The sequence below is a fragment of the Dyella sp. genome, from assembly GCF_051954575.1.
Taxonomy (GTDB): domain Bacteria; phylum Pseudomonadota; class Gammaproteobacteria; order Xanthomonadales; family Rhodanobacteraceae; genus Dyella_B.
Genome location: NZ_JBQCHP010000094.1, coordinates 1 through 14,953 on the forward strand (window position 1 = coordinate 1; position 14,953 = coordinate 14,953).

The 14,953-nt window shown below is 63.9% G+C and carries 12 protein-coding genes; 6 read left to right on the forward strand and 6 right to left on the reverse strand.

Features of this window, described 5'->3' with window-relative positions; genetic code table 11:
- Window positions 1–226 precede the first annotated feature (226 nt).
- Window positions 227–937: a glutathione S-transferase gene (locus ACTHNE_RS13380; protein WP_440269495.1), complete on the forward strand. Its 711-nt coding sequence runs from the start codon at window positions 227–229 to the stop codon at window positions 935–937.
- Between the two features lie 47 nt (window positions 938–984).
- On the opposite strand, the gene ACTHNE_RS13385 is transcribed toward ACTHNE_RS13380, so the two are convergent.
- A complete protein-coding gene (locus tag ACTHNE_RS13385; RefSeq protein ID WP_440269496.1) occupies window positions 985–1,416 on the reverse strand; it encodes an EamA family transporter in 432 nt (143 codons plus the stop codon).
- A 10-nt stretch (window positions 1,417–1,426) separates the two neighbouring features.
- The gene (locus ACTHNE_RS13390; protein WP_324942884.1) at window positions 1,427–1,960 is read right to left on the reverse strand and encodes a DUF2782 domain-containing protein; all 534 of its coding nucleotides are present in this window, start codon (window positions 1,958–1,960) and stop codon (window positions 1,427–1,429) included.
- 152 nt (window positions 1,961–2,112) lie between these two features.
- On the opposite strand from ACTHNE_RS13390, the gene polA reads away from it, so the two are divergent.
- From polA to ACTHNE_RS13415, 5 genes are all read left to right on the forward strand, one after another.
- On the forward strand, window positions 2,113–4,845 hold the full coding sequence (gene polA, locus ACTHNE_RS13395; protein WP_440269497.1) for a DNA polymerase I: 2,733 nt from the start codon (window positions 2,113–2,115) through the stop codon (window positions 4,843–4,845).
- A gap of 362 nt (window positions 4,846–5,207) precedes the next feature.
- Entirely contained in the window at window positions 5,208–6,242 is a 1,035-nt protein-coding gene (locus tag ACTHNE_RS13400; protein ID WP_324942890.1) for a LacI family DNA-binding transcriptional regulator, read from the forward strand.
- A 280-nt stretch (window positions 6,243–6,522) separates the two neighbouring features.
- Window positions 6,523–6,936 (forward strand): VOC family protein, encoded by a 414-nt coding sequence (locus ACTHNE_RS13405; RefSeq protein ID WP_324942878.1) that lies wholly within the window; start codon window positions 6,523–6,525, stop codon window positions 6,934–6,936.
- Between the two features lie 12 nt (window positions 6,937–6,948).
- Window positions 6,949–7,362, forward strand: coding sequence for a YciI family protein (locus ACTHNE_RS13410; RefSeq protein WP_324942875.1), 414 nt, complete (start codon window positions 6,949–6,951; stop codon window positions 7,360–7,362).
- 49 nt (window positions 7,363–7,411) lie between these two features.
- A complete protein-coding gene (locus tag ACTHNE_RS13415; protein ID WP_440269498.1) occupies window positions 7,412–8,689 on the forward strand; it encodes an RNA polymerase sigma factor in 1,278 nt (425 codons plus the stop codon).
- A gap of 183 nt (window positions 8,690–8,872) precedes the next feature.
- Here the strand turns inward: ACTHNE_RS13415 and ACTHNE_RS13420 are convergent, their stop codons facing one another.
- The 4 genes from ACTHNE_RS13420 to ACTHNE_RS13435 form a co-directional block, all read right to left on the reverse strand.
- Entirely contained in the window at window positions 8,873–10,363 is a 1,491-nt protein-coding gene (locus ACTHNE_RS13420) for an MFS transporter (RefSeq protein WP_324942869.1), read from the reverse strand.
- On the reverse strand, window positions 10,360–12,540 hold the full coding sequence (locus tag ACTHNE_RS13425) for an alpha-L-rhamnosidase-related protein (RefSeq protein ID WP_324942866.1): 2,181 nt from the start codon (window positions 12,538–12,540) through the stop codon (window positions 10,360–10,362). Before ACTHNE_RS13425 ends, ACTHNE_RS13420 begins: the two co-directional genes overlap by 4 nt.
- 252 nt (window positions 12,541–12,792) lie before the next feature.
- Complete coding sequence (locus tag ACTHNE_RS13430) at window positions 12,793–14,343, reverse strand: GH39 family glycosyl hydrolase (protein ID WP_324942863.1); 1,551 nt, start codon at window positions 14,341–14,343, stop codon at window positions 12,793–12,795.
- 192 nt (window positions 14,344–14,535) lie between these two features.
- On the reverse strand, window positions 14,536–14,953 hold a 418-nt coding region (locus ACTHNE_RS13435; protein ID WP_440269499.1), incomplete at its 5' end, for a DUF5110 domain-containing protein.

The following is a 14,953-nucleotide window of genomic DNA, read 5'->3' on the forward strand; positions in this document are numbered from 1 at the left end:
TCTGTCGAGACGGCGGACCGAAGGCATGCGGACAGACAGGGCTGGCCCAACTATTGAATTTAAAGGGACGGGTGATGCCGGGAAGGCCCGCAGGCTGCGCCGCGCGGCTTGGCAAGACGGCCAGTCTTCCCGGCGCCGCGCTACACACCCTGCGAGCCTTCCAGGCATCATGACGACGGCGATACTTATTCAGTGTTGCCTTAAGACCTCGTGCTGGAGGGTTCCCATGCGCTACGAGCTCTACTATTGGACCGGCATCCAGGGTCGCGGCGAATACGTGCGACTGGCGCTCGAAGACGCCGGCGCGGATTACATCGACGTGGCGCGCGAACGCGGCGACAAAGTCATCATGCCGTTCTTGCGCGGCAAACAAGCGGGCGCATTGCCGTTCGCGCCGCCGTTCCTCAAGGCCGGACGCCTGGTAATTGCGCAAACGGCCACCATCCTCGCTTATCTCGGTCCACGCCTTGGCCTGGTTCCCGGTGGCATGTCCGCGGAAATCTACGCGCAACAGTTGCAACTGACGATTGCCGATTTTGTCGTGGAGATTCACGACACCCATCATCCGATTGCCGTCGATCTGTACTACGAACAACAACGCCCCGCCGCACGCAAACGCAGCGAGGCGTTTCGCGAGGAACGGCTGCCGAAATTCCTCGGCTATTTCGAGCAGGTGCTGGACCGCGGCAATGGCCGGCAGGCGCTTTCGCGCCACTCCTATGTCGATCTCTCGCTGTTTGAGCTCGTCAGCGGGCTCGACTACGCATTTCCCAATACGATGCGCCGCATGCAGAAGCGTATTCCACGCTTGCGCGCGCTGGCCCAACGCGTTGCGGAACGGCCCAACATCGCCGCGTATCTCGCTTCACCGCGACGCATCGCGTTCAATGAAGAAGGCATCTTCCGTCACTATGCCGAGCTGGATCCTGCACGCTGAGGCGCAAGTCCTGCGGATGCTGGGATGGTCATCCCAGCCTACGGCAGTCAAAACAATGCGATCACCAACGAGCCGGCCACGATCAGCACTCCGCCGATCAACACCGGCCAGCTGGGCTTTTCACCGAGCACCACCAGTCCAAGCACGATCGCCATGGCCACGCTGAGCTTGTCGATCGGCGCGACCTTGCTTATCGGCCCCAGTTGCAGCGCGCGGTAGTAGCACAGCCATGAAAGCCCCGTGGCGATCGCCGAGAGCACCAGGAATACCCAGCTGTGCCACGGCAATCCGGAAGGTTTCGCCCATTCGGAGCGCAGGCTGAGAATGCCCGCGGTCACCAGCAGGATCACCACCGTGCGGATGAAGGTGGCGAGATTGGAATTGATGCCCGCCACGCCAAGCTTGCCGAACAGCGCCGTGAGCGCGGCGAAGAACGCCGAGCCCAGCGCGAACAGCAGCCAGCTTTCGCGCAGGTTCATGCGTGGACGATCACTGCCCGTTGTCTTCGGTCGACGAGGCGGATGCCGGCTTGGTATCGCCCCAATGCATGATCTGGTACATCACCGGCCTCACCGGCGGCTGGCCGTTCGGATTGAGCATCTGGCCATCCTTGTCCACGTTGTAGATCTGCTGCGGCCCGTGCTTGGGCGTGACCACCACCATGTAGACGCGGCCGTTCTGCCGGTATTCCTGGATGGTGTTCTCGCCCTGTTGCCGCACCGACACATCCGGTGGCGGCTGTCCATTGGCGTCATGCCCCGCCGGCGCACCGGCGACGCGCGGCGCCGGAATCGGCTTGCCGGGCAGATGGCTGGGTTCGAGCTCCGCCGGGCTGGATACCGGCTTGCTGCTGGTGCTTGCCGCGGCCGGCTCGCGGGCCGGGTTCACCCCCGGATCGTTCATGCCCGGCGGCGGCGGCGGCGGCGCGAAATGCGGCGTACCGGAAGAAGACGACGACGTCTGCGCGAAGGCCGACGAGGCGGCCAGTAGCGAAAGGGCGAGCAAGCAAGCTGCGTGTTTCATGATGGAAGGCACCTCGTCGGGGATGGCAAGCATACCAATGTCGTAAATCGGAAATCGTGAATCGGAAATCGTGGAAGCGGGCCGAGCCTTGCGGATGGCCGCTCCCGACTATTTACGATTCCCGATTGACGTTTCCCGATAGAATCAAAGGCATGCCAAAACTCACGCTTATCGACGGCTCGTCGTACCTCTACCGCGCCTTCCACGCGCTGCCGCCACTCAGCAACGCGCACGGTGAGCCGACTGGCGCCTTGTTCGGCGTAGTGAACATGCTGCGCACCACGCTCAAGGCGAAGCCCGATTACGTCGCCTTCGTCAGCGATGCTTCCGGGCCCACCTTCCGCAACGTGCTGTACGAGCAGTACAAGGCGCACCGCCCGCCGATGCCGGACGATCTGCGCGCGCAGGTCGAGCCGATGCTGGAGATCGTCGGCGCGCTCGGCTTTCCGATCCTGCGCGTCAGCGGCGTGGAGGCCGACGACGTGATCGGCACGCTCGCCACCCAGGCGCACGAACACGGCATCGAGGTGCTGATCTCCACCGGCGACAAAGATCTTGCGCAACTGGTGCGTCCCGGCATCACGCTGATCAACACCATGACCAACACCACCATGGACAGCGCCGCGGTGGTGGAAAAATTCGGTGTGAAGCCCGAACAGATCATCGATTTCCTCAGCCTCACCGGCGACACCGTCGACAATGTTCCCGGCGTCACCAAATGCGGTCCCAAGACGGCTGCGAAATGGCTGGCCGAATACGGCTCGCTCGATGGCGTGATCGCCAACGCGGACAAGGTCGGCGGCAAGATCGGCGAATACCTGCGCGAGGCGCTGCCTGCGCTGCCGCTGTCGCGCCAGTTGGTGACGATCAAGACCGATGTGCCGCTGGATTTCACCGTGCAGCAGCTGGCCTTGCGCGAGCGCGACGTGGATGCGTTGCGCGAGTTGTATACGCGGTATGAATTCAAGGCTGCGCTGAAAGAACTCGACAGCGCCACGGCCGAAGTCGTCACCACGCCTTCGCCCGCGCCTGCGGCGGTAACCGAAACGGCCGCCGCCGTTGCGGAGCAACTCGCGGCACAGGGCCAGTATGAACTGGTCACCACCCAGGCGCAGTTCGACGCCTGGCTCGCACGCCTGCACGATGCGCCCCTGATCGCCTTCGACACCGAAACCACCAGCCTCGATTCGATGCAGGCGGACGTGGTCGGCATCAGCCTTTCGGTGCAGTCCGGCCATGCGTGCTATATCCCGCTGGGTCACGATTATCCCGGCGTGCCCGCGCAACTGCCGCGCGACCAGGTGCTCGCCGCGCTCAAGCCGGTCTTCGAAGATCCCGCCCGTCCGAAAGTCGGCCAGCACGCCAAGTACGACATGAACATCCTGTCGCACTACGGCATCGTCGTGCGCGGCCTGGCGCACGACACCATGCTCGAATCCTATGTGTGGAACGCCACCGCCACACGCCACGACATGGATTCGCTGGCCAAGAAATACCTTGGCTACGACACGGTGAAATACGAGGAAGTCGCCGGCAAGGGCGCCAAGCAGATTTCCTTCTCGCAAGTGGACCTGGACACTGCCTGCAACTACGCCGCCGAAGACGCCGACGTCACCCTGCGCCTGCATCACGCACTGTGGCCGCTGCTGGAAAGCGAGCCGAAACTGCGCAAGGTCTACGAAGAAATCGAAATACCGCTGGTGCCCGTGCTCGCCAGCATGGAACAACGCGGTGTGCTGATCGATGTCAACGAACTGCGCAAGCAGAGCCAGCAGCTCGGCAAGCGCATGCACGAGTTGCAGCAGGACGCCTGGAAATCGGCCGGCCGCGAATTCAACCTCGACTCGCCCAAGCAATTGCAGGCGATCCTGTTCGACCAGCTCGGCCTGCCGGCGAAACTGAAGACACCCACCGGCCAACCGTCCACCAACGAGGAAGCGCTGGAAGCGATCACCGAGGAACACGCGCTGCCGCGCCTGATTCTCGACTACCGCGGCCTGGCCAAATTGCGCTCCACCTATACGGAAAAGCTCGCCGAAATCGTCAACCCGCGCACCGGCCGCGTGCACACCAGCTATCACCAGGGTGCGGTGGCGACCGGGCGTATTTCTTCCACCGATCCGAACCTGCAGAACATCCCCGTGCGCACTGAGGAAGGCCGGCGCATCCGCCAGGCGTTCATCGCGCCGGAAGGCTGGCGGGTGCTGGCGGCGGATTATTCGCAGATCGAGCTGCGTATCATGGCGCACCTCTCCGGCGACGAAGGCCTGCTGCGTGCGTTCCACGAAGGTGGCGACATCCATCGCGCCACCGCCGCAGAAGTGTTCGGGCTGGAACCCGATGCGGTCACCAGCAACCAGCGCCGCGCTGCCAAGGCGATCAACTTCGGCCTGATGTACGGCATGAGCGCGTTCGGCCTGGCGCGCCAGCTCGGCGTCGACCGCGGCGAAGCCAGCGACTACATGGCGCGTTATTTTTCGCGCTACCCCGGCGTGCACGCCTTCATGGACGCCACGCGCGAGCGTGCGCATCGTGATGGTTACGTAGAAACGCTGTTCGGCCGGCGTCTGTATCTGGAAAACCTGAGCTCACGCAACCAGGCCCTGCGCGCCGGCGCCGAGCGCGCCGCGGTCAATGCACCGATGCAGGGCACCGCCGCCGACATCATCAAGCGCGCCATGATCGCCGTGGCCGCCTGGCTGAAAGACCGCGACGATGCGCACATGCTGATGCAGGTGCACGATGAACTGGTGTTCGAAGTGCGCGCCGATGCCGTCGATACCGTGCGCGAAGCGATCCGGCAGCACATGTCCGGCGCCGCCGAGCTGCACGTGCCGCTGGTGGTGGATGTCGGCGTCGGCAAGAACTGGGACGAGGCGCATTGATGGTGCTCGTCCTCTTACGAAGGGGAACCGGCGCGAATGAATTTTCGCCAACTAATCTTTTTTTCATGCATCCCGCAGTGAACTTTTTCGCCTCGGCACCGCTCTAACCCTTCGGATGCACGCAACGGCATCCCCCGGCGACCCACCTCCCTGGGTCGCCACCCGGAGTCGGACCTCTCCCCTGGGTCTCCGATTCCAACCCGGCCCCGCGGACTTCCCCCTAAAGTTCGCGGGGCCTTTTCTTACCTGATTTCAGCTTTTTTCTTGCCCTGCGTCAGGACAGACGGCTGTGCAACCGTTAGGATGCCGTTACGGCACGGCCGCCGTCCGTCTGTCCGATCCAAGAGCGAGCCGCAGTGCACATCAAGGGGAAACCCACTTCCTTCGACATCGCCCACCTGACCGGGGTCTCGCAGTCCACGGTCTCGCGCGCCCTGCGTGGCAGTCCGCTGGTGAGCGAGGAGACGCGACAGCGCGTCAAGGCCGCGGCCGACCAGCTCAACTACAAGGTAGACAAGAACGCATCCAACCTGCGTTCACAGCACTCCGGCACCCTGGCGCTGCTGCTGTTCGAAGATCCCACCGCGGACGATTCGCACATCAATCCGTTCTTCCTGTCGATGCTGGGCTCGATCACCCGCGCCTGTGCCTTGCGCGGCTACGACCTGTTGATCTCGTTCCAACAGCTTTCCGACGACTGGCACGCGGACTACGCCGACACCAAGAAGGCCGACGGCATCATTCTCCTGGGCTACGGCGATTACCTGGCCTATCGCGACAAGCTCTCGAAGCTGACCGCCCAGGGCACACGCTCGGTGCGCTGGGGTGCGGTGCTACCGGACCAGCCGGACGTCTCCATCGGCTGCGACAACTTCCAGGGCGGCCAGGCCGTGGCCGCCCACCTGCTGGCGCAGGGCTGCCGGCGCATCGCCTTTCTCGGCGACGCCTCCAGCCACTATCCCGAATTCTTCGACCGCTACCGCGGTTACGTCGCGGCGCTCGAGGCAGCCGGCATCCAGGCCGACCCTGCCCTGCAGGTGGACGCCGCCGAAAGCACTGAGCAGGCCGGCTACGACGCGGCCCAGGCGCTATTGCAACGCAAGACCACGTTCGACGCCGTGTTCGCCGCCAGCGACTTGATCGCCATCGGTGCCATGCGCGCCCTGGCCGACCGCAACATCAAGGTGCCCGAGCAGATCGCGGTGGCCGGCTTCGACGACATCCCGATGGCCCGCTTCCTCAACCCGCCGCTGACCACCGTGCTGCAGGACACCAAGCTGGCCGGCGAGACGCTGGTCGACAACCTGTTGCGCCTGATCCGCCGCGAGCCGGTGGAGACCCGGCTGCTGCCGGTGAAACTGGTCGTGCGCCGCTCCAGCCAGTACAAGGCGCGGTAACCCGCCCGCTTCGCTTTACGCCCTTCGAGAGCCACGGCCTTGCTCCCTCCCCTACGTGCATTAGGAGAGGGCCGGGGCGGGGTGAAGCACGCTCGCGTAGAACTCATATTGCACGGCAAGCTCACGCAACCCCACCCCAACCCTCACCTGCCTGCAGGGGAGGGAGCTGATCAACGCGACGCATGATGTCGATTTCACTCCTCCTGTTTCGTCCTCATTTCGAAAGATCCTAAAAATCGACCAAACGGCCACCCTTTCCAGACCACGGAGGAAGCACACCATGTACGTCCAGCCCTACCTGTTCTTCAACGGCCGCTGCGAAGAAGCCATCCACTATTACGAGAAGTACCTGGGCGCGAAGGTCAACGCCAAGATGCGCTACAAGGAAGCGCCGCCCAGCGACGGCCCCGGCGCCGACGCCCATGGCGAGCACATCATGTACAGCAACCTCACCATCGGCGACACCGTGGTGATGGCCTCCGATGACTGCGTCAACAAGGACACTACCTTCCAGGGCTTTTCGCTCTCGCTCACCGTGGACAACCACACCGAAGCCGATCGCGCGTTCAATGCATTGGCCGATGGCGGCCAGGTGCACATGCCGCTCAGCCAGACCTTCTTCTCGCCCTACTTCGGCATGCTCGCCGACCGCTTCGGCATCCGCTGGATGATCATGGTCCCGCCCGAGGCCTAAAGGAGAGCCGCCATGCGTTTCATGATGCTGATGTTGCCCGCCGACCAGTGCAATGCCGCGCCCGATGCACTGCCCAGCGCCGAAGCGGTGGAGCAGATGATGCGGTTCAACAAATCGCTGCAGGAAGCCGGCGTGCTGCTGGCGCTGGATGGCCTTCACCCGCCCGCGGCTGGCGCGCGCGTGCGCGTGGTCGACGGCAAGGTGACCGTCACCGATGGCCCCTTCGCCGAAGCCAAGGAAGTGGTAGGCGGCTATTGGATCATCGACGTCGGTTCGCGTGACGAGGCGATCGCCTGGGCGACGCGCTGCCCGATCGGGCCCGGCAACACGATCGAGGTGCGCCAGGTATTCGAGCTGAGCGAATTTCCGCCCGAACTGCGCAAGGCGGTCGAAGGCTTCGAGGATCCGCGCCACTCGGCGGCATGACGTATGGCCCGGTTGCGCGAAATCGCCGCAAGTGCTGTGATCGGTGGTCATGACGGCCACCGACATCCATCGCACGATCGAAGCGGTATGGCGCATCGAATCGGCGCGGCTCATCGCCGGCCTCGCGCGCATGGTGCGCGACGTGGGCTTGGCCGAGGACCTGGCGCAGGACGCGCTGATGACCGCGCTGGAGCGCTGGCCCGAAAGCGGCGTGCCGGACAACCCCGGCGCGTGGCTGATGACCGCGGCCAAGCACCGCGCGATCGATCTGCTGCGGCGGAACAAGCTGATCGAGCGCAAGCATGAAGCCATTGCCTACGAAACCGAAGGCGAGATGGCCGATGGCAAGTCGGAGCTGGAAACCATGCTCGACGACGATATCGGCGACGACCTGCTCAGGCTGATCTTCACCGCCTGCCACCCGGTGCTTTCCGCCGAGGCACGCGCTGCGCTCACCTTGCGCCTGCTCGGTGGGCTGACCACCGATGAGATCGCGCGCGCGTTCCTGGTGCCCGAGCCCACCGTGTCGCAGCGCATCGTGCGCGCCAAGCGCACGCTATCGGAAAAACAGATTCCGTTCGAAGTACCGCGCGGCGAAGAACGCGACGAACGGCTCGCCTCCGTGCTGGAAGTGATCTACCTGATCTTCAACGAAGGTTATGCGGCAACCTCGGGCGATGACTGGATTCGCCCGGAACTGTGCAACGAAGCGATGCGCCTGGGCCGCGTGCTGGCCGGGCTCGCACCGCAGGAACCGGAAGTGTTCGGCCTGCTCGCCCTGATGGAGATCCAGGCCTCACGCCTGCATGCACGCACTACCGCCAGCGGCGAACCGATCCTGCTGCCGGACCAGGACCGCAGCCGCTGGGATCCGTTACTTATCCGCCGCGGTCTTGCCGCGCTGGAGCGTGCGGAGAAACTTCGCGCCGCGCGCGGCCCTTACGTATTGCAAGCGGCCATCGCCGCCTGCCACGCGCGTGCGCGTAGCGTGGAGGCGACCGACTGGAACCGTATCGCCGCGCTGTACGCCGAGTTGGCGAAGGTGCTGCAGTCGCCGGTGGTGGAACTCAATCGCGCGGTGGCTGTTGCGATGGCGTCCGGTCCTGCCGCTGGATTGGCCTTGGTCGATGCACTGGCGAACGAACCCTTGCTGCGCAATTACCACTTGCTGCCCAGCGTGCGCGGCGACTTGCTGAGTCGCCTGGAACGCCATACCGAAGCGCGCGAGGAATTTGAACGCGCCGCGTCGATGGCGCGCAATGCGCGCGAGAAGCTTTTGCTGCAGCAACGTGCTGCGGCGAGTGCCCAGGCCGCGAGCCACCCGTAAATGAGTGTGCGGACGCGAAATTGACCATACCTACCTCACCGTCATTCCGGCGAACGCCGGAATCCAGTCCAAACATGCTGTGCGAAGCACCCAACATAAATATGTTTTGCGTGCTTCGCACCACGTATTAAAACTGGATTCCGGCGTTCGCCGGAATGACGACCAGGCAAGGTCAAGTTTTCGTCATTGCGGTGAAGACAAAGAAGCGGCAAACACCGGCTCTTTCACTCGCAACACGCTCAAGCCTGCCACCAGCAAACTCGCTCCACCCAGCAGCAACGCGTAGATCGGCTGCCCGTGAAAGAACACCCGCAGCAACACCCCCAGCACGCTGGCGGCAAGCAACTGCGGAATCACTACGAAGAAATTGAAGATGCCCATATACACGCCCATCTTCTCCGCCGGCAGGTTGTCCGACAGCAGCGCGTATGGCAGCGACAGGATCGACGCCCACGCAAAGCCCACGCCAGCCATCGGCAGCAGCAGCCAGTCCGGATCGCGGATCAGCAGGAACGACACCAATCCCGCGCCACCTAGCCAAAGATTAACCAGATGGCTGATGCGCAAGCCCCAGCGGCGCACCATCAGCGGAATCACCAGCGCGGCCACGGCGGCAAAACCGTTGTAGGCGGCGAACAGCACGCCCACCCAGTTGGCGCCATTGTTGTACGCCGCCGACTGTGGATCGCTGCTGCCGAAGTGCACCTGCGCCACGCCTGCGGTGGTGTAGATCCACATCGCGAACATCGCGAACCACGAGAAGAACTGCACCAGCGCAAGCCTGCGCATCGCCGGTGGCATCGTATGCACGTCGGTCATCACTTGCACGAACATGCCGCCGCCGCGCGCCACACTCAGCCATAGCTGCGCCAATCCGAACGCAGCCAGGCCGCCTGTAAGCAGGTACAGCTCATGCTCCAGGCGATAGGCGTGCACCAGCCATATGCCGATCACGCCGCACGCCAACCACACCAGCCCGTGCTTGCGCGCGGTGACGCGTTCCACCTCCACCGGCTCGGTTTTCACCGCATCGTCGAATTCGTGCAGTTGATCCGGTGGATATTCGCGCGTGGACAACACTGTCCACAGCACCGAACCGAGCAGCACCGCGCCGCCGATATAGAACGCATCGCGCACCGTGTCGGGCACGCCGCCGGGACCGGCCACATTGCTGATGCCCAGATGCGCCAGCAGATACGGCAACAACGACGCCACCACCGCGCCGAGGCCAATAAAAAAGCTCTGCATCGCATAGCCGAGCGGACGCTGCGAAGTCGGCAACTGGTCGCCGACGAAGGCGCGGAACGGCTCCATCGATACGTTGATCGATGCATCCATCACCCACAGCAGCAGCGCGGCGATCCACAGCACGCCCGAGTTGGGCATCCACAGCAATCCCAGCGTGGCGAGCACGGCGCCAGCGAGGAAATACGGGCGGCGACGCCCCAGCTTTCCCCAGGTGCGATCGGAGGCATAGCCGATCAACGGCTGCACGATCAGCCCGGTGAGCGGCGCGGCGATCCACAGCATGGGGATGTCCGCCACGCTCGCGCCCAGCGTCTGGAAGATGCGGCTGACGTTCGCGTTCTGCAGCGCAAAGGCGAACTGGATGCCCAGGAAGCCGAAGCACATGTTCCAGATCTGCCAGAACGACAGGCTCGGTTTGCGATTCATGGCGTGCCTGTGGTCGGTGTGATGATCAGATCGCCGATGCGCGCATCGTTGAGCGGCCCTTCGCTGCCACCTTTGCCGCCGGTGTAATGCGCGAAGTGCTTCAGATCGCTCATGTTGAAGCCCTGCTCCAGCTCGAAGCGACACACCGCGCCGGCTTTCGCGGTGATCACGCCGTAGGTGGACGATTGTTCGCCCACGCTATGCGGCATCACGATCGGCACGCGCTGCACCGCATCGCCGCCACAATGCGCCACCAGGAATTTCACCGCCGCGGTAACGCCGGTCTCGATCGTGCCGTGGTCGTTTTCGTAGCGCAGCGCGACGCGATAGCGGCCGGTAGCGGGTGCGGTCCACGAGCGCGGCCAGCCATCGCCGATCGCCACCGGCTCGCCGCCGCACACCAGCGGGCTGTGCAGCGATTCGAGGCCATGTTCGTCCGCACGCGTCACGCTTACGCACGGCGGCTGCGCGCCTTGCGCAATATAGGTGCTGCCATCGATACGGCCGACGCGCTGCGCATCGGCGTACAGCACCACCTTGCCGTCCGCCTGCACACGCCAGCCTTTGTTGTCCTTCTCGATCGATGGCGCATCGGGCGCGGCCGGCGCATACAGTGGAGCGTCAGTACGCATGGGGATGGCCGATACGTCGATCGCCTTCAGTGTCACGACCGTTTCCGTGCCGCGTTGCTTGACGGTATCGGCCACCAGCAGATCGCCTTGCAAGGCGCGCGGACGGCGCAGCGTGATGGTGCGGTCCGGCATTGTCAGGCTGATGCTGTCCTTGCCGCCGAACAGCATGGGCACCAGCGAGACGGGCAGCTTCGGCTCGATGCGGCCGTCCTGGGTCAGGCCGAATACGCCTTCGCCGACCATGTCCAGGTACGCCGCCACCGACCATAGCTGGCGCGGCGAATCGACCACCGGACCGCTGAGCTTGCCTTCATCGACGTGCGTGGCCTGCGTGACGAGTTCGTAGTTCTCCATGTTGGAGCCGCTCATCGCCGCGCCGCGCATGATCGAGCGCAGCTCATGCGCGATGCGCGCCGGATCGTTCACCATGCGCGCCGCGCGCAGGGCATAGGCGCTGACGAACGGCCAGATCGCGCGGTTGTGGTAGATCGGCTGGTCGGCGCGCTCGGGCCAGATTACCGGGCTGCCGGCCGGCCAGGTCGGATAGTTCGCCAGCGCGATGCGCGCCGCCTCGCCCTCGGCCACGCCGCTGGTGATCGCCAAGGCGGTGCCGAGCAGGTCGTAAGTGTCGTACGGCGTGCCGTCACCGCCGATGTAGCTCATGTACAGGCCGCGATCCTTGCGCCAGAAACGTGCATTGATGGCGGCCTTGAGCGCGCTCGCCTGTTCCTCATAACGCTTTGCCTTGGCCGTATCGCCATGCGTCTTGGCCAAGCGCGCGGCCAGCTGCAAGGCTTGGTAATGCAGCACATTGGTGGACAACGCGAACGATTGCGCGATGAACACCACGTTGTCGGCCGTCCACGCCGGATAAGTCTGCTGGCGCCAGTCGAGGAACGAGGTTTCGCCGCGATACAGCCCCATGTCCGCGTCGAACACATATTGGCGATCCTGCGCCAGGGTGTCGTTCAAGGCGCGGTACACGTTGCCGGCAAAGGCCTTGTCGTCCAGCAGATGCTGAGCGCCGAGGAACCACACCACGCGATCGGTACTGATCGGCCAGCTGCCGCCGGAGCCGGTGTCCTGCATCACATACAGGCCTTGCGGCTGCGCCGGATCGCGCACGTCCGACAACTTGAAGCTCAAGCCGTTGCGCGAGCGTTGCGGATCGAATTTCCACAGGCCCAGGTCGGTCGAATAGGAAAGATCGCGCGTCCATACGTACGGCCATTTCGCGCCGGTCTCGAAACACGTGCACGGAATCGGCTGGCCGTGGTCGAAGGCGCCGTCGCGGATCGCGGTGACCGAATCCTGCGTCAACTCGTCCTGCGCCATGGCGAACAGGCCGTCGAACATCGGGCTGGCGGTTTGTGCGCGCATGCGCTGCGCGGCGATGTCGCGTTTGCCGAACGGGCCGGTCAGGGTAAAGCGTCCGTCCTGGCTGGCGCTCATATGCGCCTGCGCGCCGCGCCAGCTCACCTCATCACGCCAGGCATCCCCTTGGGCACTCGCGGCCAGGGCCGCCATCATCACAACGCTAAGCATGCGCACTCCGCGGATGGGTCATTCACCTGATTCTGTTCCCGGTTTATGTCATGACGCGACGCGATGTACATGCTGCGACTGCAGCATGACGCTTATCGGTTCGCGCGGGCGAGCGTGCATGGTAGGCAAGGCGAAGCGTGGTGACGGTTTTTTGCATACGTATTCATGCGCGCAATGCACCCGTAGGTTGGGGTGCAAACCCCAACGTCGTCATCCCTGCCAGAAGTTGGGGTTTACACCCCAACTACACGCTCAGTGCAGTTCGACTAGCACCAAACCCTGCGGCGGAATATCGATCCGCAAACGACCCTGCTCCAGCGCCAGCGACTCGGGCTGCGCCAATTTGCCCGCTTCACGCAATTGCGCAATCTGCTCGCGCGATGGGAAATCCGGACGCCCCATCGCATCGAACGCCGCCACCGCATTGCCGTGCGTTTCGTCCACACGCCATACCGTCGCTTTCGCGCCTGCAGCCAAATGCGACACGTCAACGTCGATGTGCTTCACCGAACCCTGCGGCGCCCCCTTCGTGTAAGTATCGGTATCGCCCACCGGCGGTGCGTAGTTCCATAGCGCCAGCACCAGCGTGCCATCCGCGCGGCGCGTGACCAATGCGCTATCGGAAGATGCCGGCAGGCGTTGGTCGCCCAGGCGATGCAACATCGAAAAGGCGTTGAACGCCGGCTTCGGGATGCGATCGGCCGCGATCAGGCCGAAGCCGCCGTAGAACGGATTACGCACCACGCCCTGTTCCTCGAACACATCGGAAAAGCTCCAGTAGCTCATCAACTCAACCTTGCCGGCGCATTCGCGGATCGTGTTCGCCATCCACGGGCCCATGTAGACGGTGTCGGTCACGTTCGGCAGGTTGGCATAGGAAGCGTTGTACTCGCTGAAGATCAGTGGCATCTTCGGATACGGCGAAGCGGCGATCTCGCGATGCACCTTGTCCACCGAACGGCAGACCATGTCGGCGCGCGGAATGTTTTCACCGGTCTTGAACACGCTCTGCGCGGTGTCGTCGCCATACACGTGCGTGCTGACGAAATCCGCCGGCACCTGCGCATCGCGCACGTGCTTGAGGAAGTCGGGCACCCATGCCGCCTGCGCCGTCGCCGGCCCGCCCACGCGCAGGCGCGGATTGACCGCCTTGAGCGCACGCGCCGTGTGGTCGTACAGCGTGTAATACGTGGCCTGCTCCGGGTGTCCGCCCCAGAATGCGAGGTTGGGCTCGTTCCACACCTCGAAATACCAGCTGGCCACTTCGTCGATGCCGTAGCGCGCAATCAGATGCTCGGCGAAGGCATGGATCAGCGCATCCCATTGGGCGTAATCCTTCGGCGGCATCACGTTCGGGTGATACCAGAAGTCATGCTGCCGCGACGGATCGGAACTCAGCTCCGGCGGCATGAAGCCCAGCTCGACGAACGGCTTGATGCCGCGCTCCAGCAGGCCGTCATAGATCTGGTCGACGTAGGAGAAGTTGTAGGCGATGCGGCCGTCTTTGTCGCGCCTGACCACGCCCACGTCGCGGTCGAAGATGCCGTGGAAGCGCACGTAGCCGAAGCCAGTAGCCGCATGCACGGCTTCGATGTCCTTGCGGTAATCGTCGCGCAGCGCGAGCGATGCGCGGCCCGAGCCGAACATCTGCTCCCAGAAATGAGGGAAGGCCGTGCCCTTCGCCGTGGCGTCCACCTTGAGGGTGACGATATCGGCCGACGGCGGCGTTGCAGCATGGACGGCGCCAAAGACAAGCAGGATGGCGAGACCAAGCGTTGATGCGGTGCGGCGTAAAAGGGGCATGGCGATTCCTCGGGTTTTGCCGGCATGTAAACGTTTACTAACGCAGGTCGCAAGTGTCTTACAGATGAGGGGTGCATTCAATGCCGCCGGGCCGATCGCACCGATGTCGTCTCGTAGGTTGGGTTGCAAACCCCAACATCACGATGTTTGGAAGATGGCAATGTTGGGCTTTGCACCCCAACCTACGTAGCCTCAACGTACGTCGGATGCACGAAGCACGATGTGCCTGGCGTGGCCGGCCGCGATGCGCAGCAAGGTCACGCTGCCGTAGCGATCATGATCCAGCGCCCAGCCTTCGCCCTTCGCCGCCTGTAGCGCATCGGCATCCGCATACGCCTTGAGCGCCCCCGCGCCGGCAGCCGCCACGCCGTGCACTTTCACCAGGTAGTACTTCAGCGCCGGCTTGTAACTGCCGTGCGGCGTTTCGATACCGAATTCAATGCGATCATCGCGGCGCTGCGTGCTCAGACGTTGTGAATAGAACGCGCCATGCTCGTAGGCATAGGTGCTGCCGTCATCGTCGTAATAATCGAAGTGCGTGGCGTGGCCGGCGGGAAAAACGTCCACGGTAAGCTCGCTCACCGGCCGCTCGCCCACGTAATCCATCGCC

Excerpts from the sequence above, each read along its gene's own strand:
- ACTHNE_RS13380 (WP_440269495.1), top strand. The coding sequence starts at position 227 with ATGCGCTACGAGCTCTACTATTGGACCGGCATCCAGGGTCGCGGCGAA.
- ACTHNE_RS13385 (WP_440269496.1), bottom strand. The coding sequence starts at position 1,416 with ATGAACCTGCGCGAAAGCTGGCTGCTGTTCGCGCTGGGCTCGGCGTTC.
- ACTHNE_RS13390 (WP_324942884.1), bottom strand. The coding sequence starts at position 1,960 with ATGAAACACGCAGCTTGCTTGCTCGCCCTTTCGCTACTGGCCGCCTCG.
- polA (WP_440269497.1), top strand. The coding sequence starts at position 2,113 with ATGCCAAAACTCACGCTTATCGACGGCTCGTCGTACCTCTACCGCGCC.
- ACTHNE_RS13405 (WP_324942878.1), top strand. The coding sequence starts at position 6,523 with ATGTACGTCCAGCCCTACCTGTTCTTCAACGGCCGCTGCGAAGAAGCC.
- ACTHNE_RS13410 (WP_324942875.1), top strand. The coding sequence starts at position 6,949 with ATGCGTTTCATGATGCTGATGTTGCCCGCCGACCAGTGCAATGCCGCG.
- ACTHNE_RS13415 (WP_440269498.1), top strand. The coding sequence starts at position 7,412 with ATGACGGCCACCGACATCCATCGCACGATCGAAGCGGTATGGCGCATC.
- ACTHNE_RS13420 (WP_324942869.1), bottom strand. The coding sequence starts at position 10,363 with ATGAATCGCAAACCGAGCCTGTCGTTCTGGCAGATCTGGAACATGTGC.
- ACTHNE_RS13425 (WP_324942866.1), bottom strand. The coding sequence starts at position 12,540 with ATGCTTAGCGTTGTGATGATGGCGGCCCTGGCCGCGAGTGCCCAAGGG.
- ACTHNE_RS13430 (WP_324942863.1), bottom strand. The coding sequence starts at position 14,343 with ATGCCCCTTTTACGCCGCACCGCATCAACGCTTGGTCTCGCCATCCTG.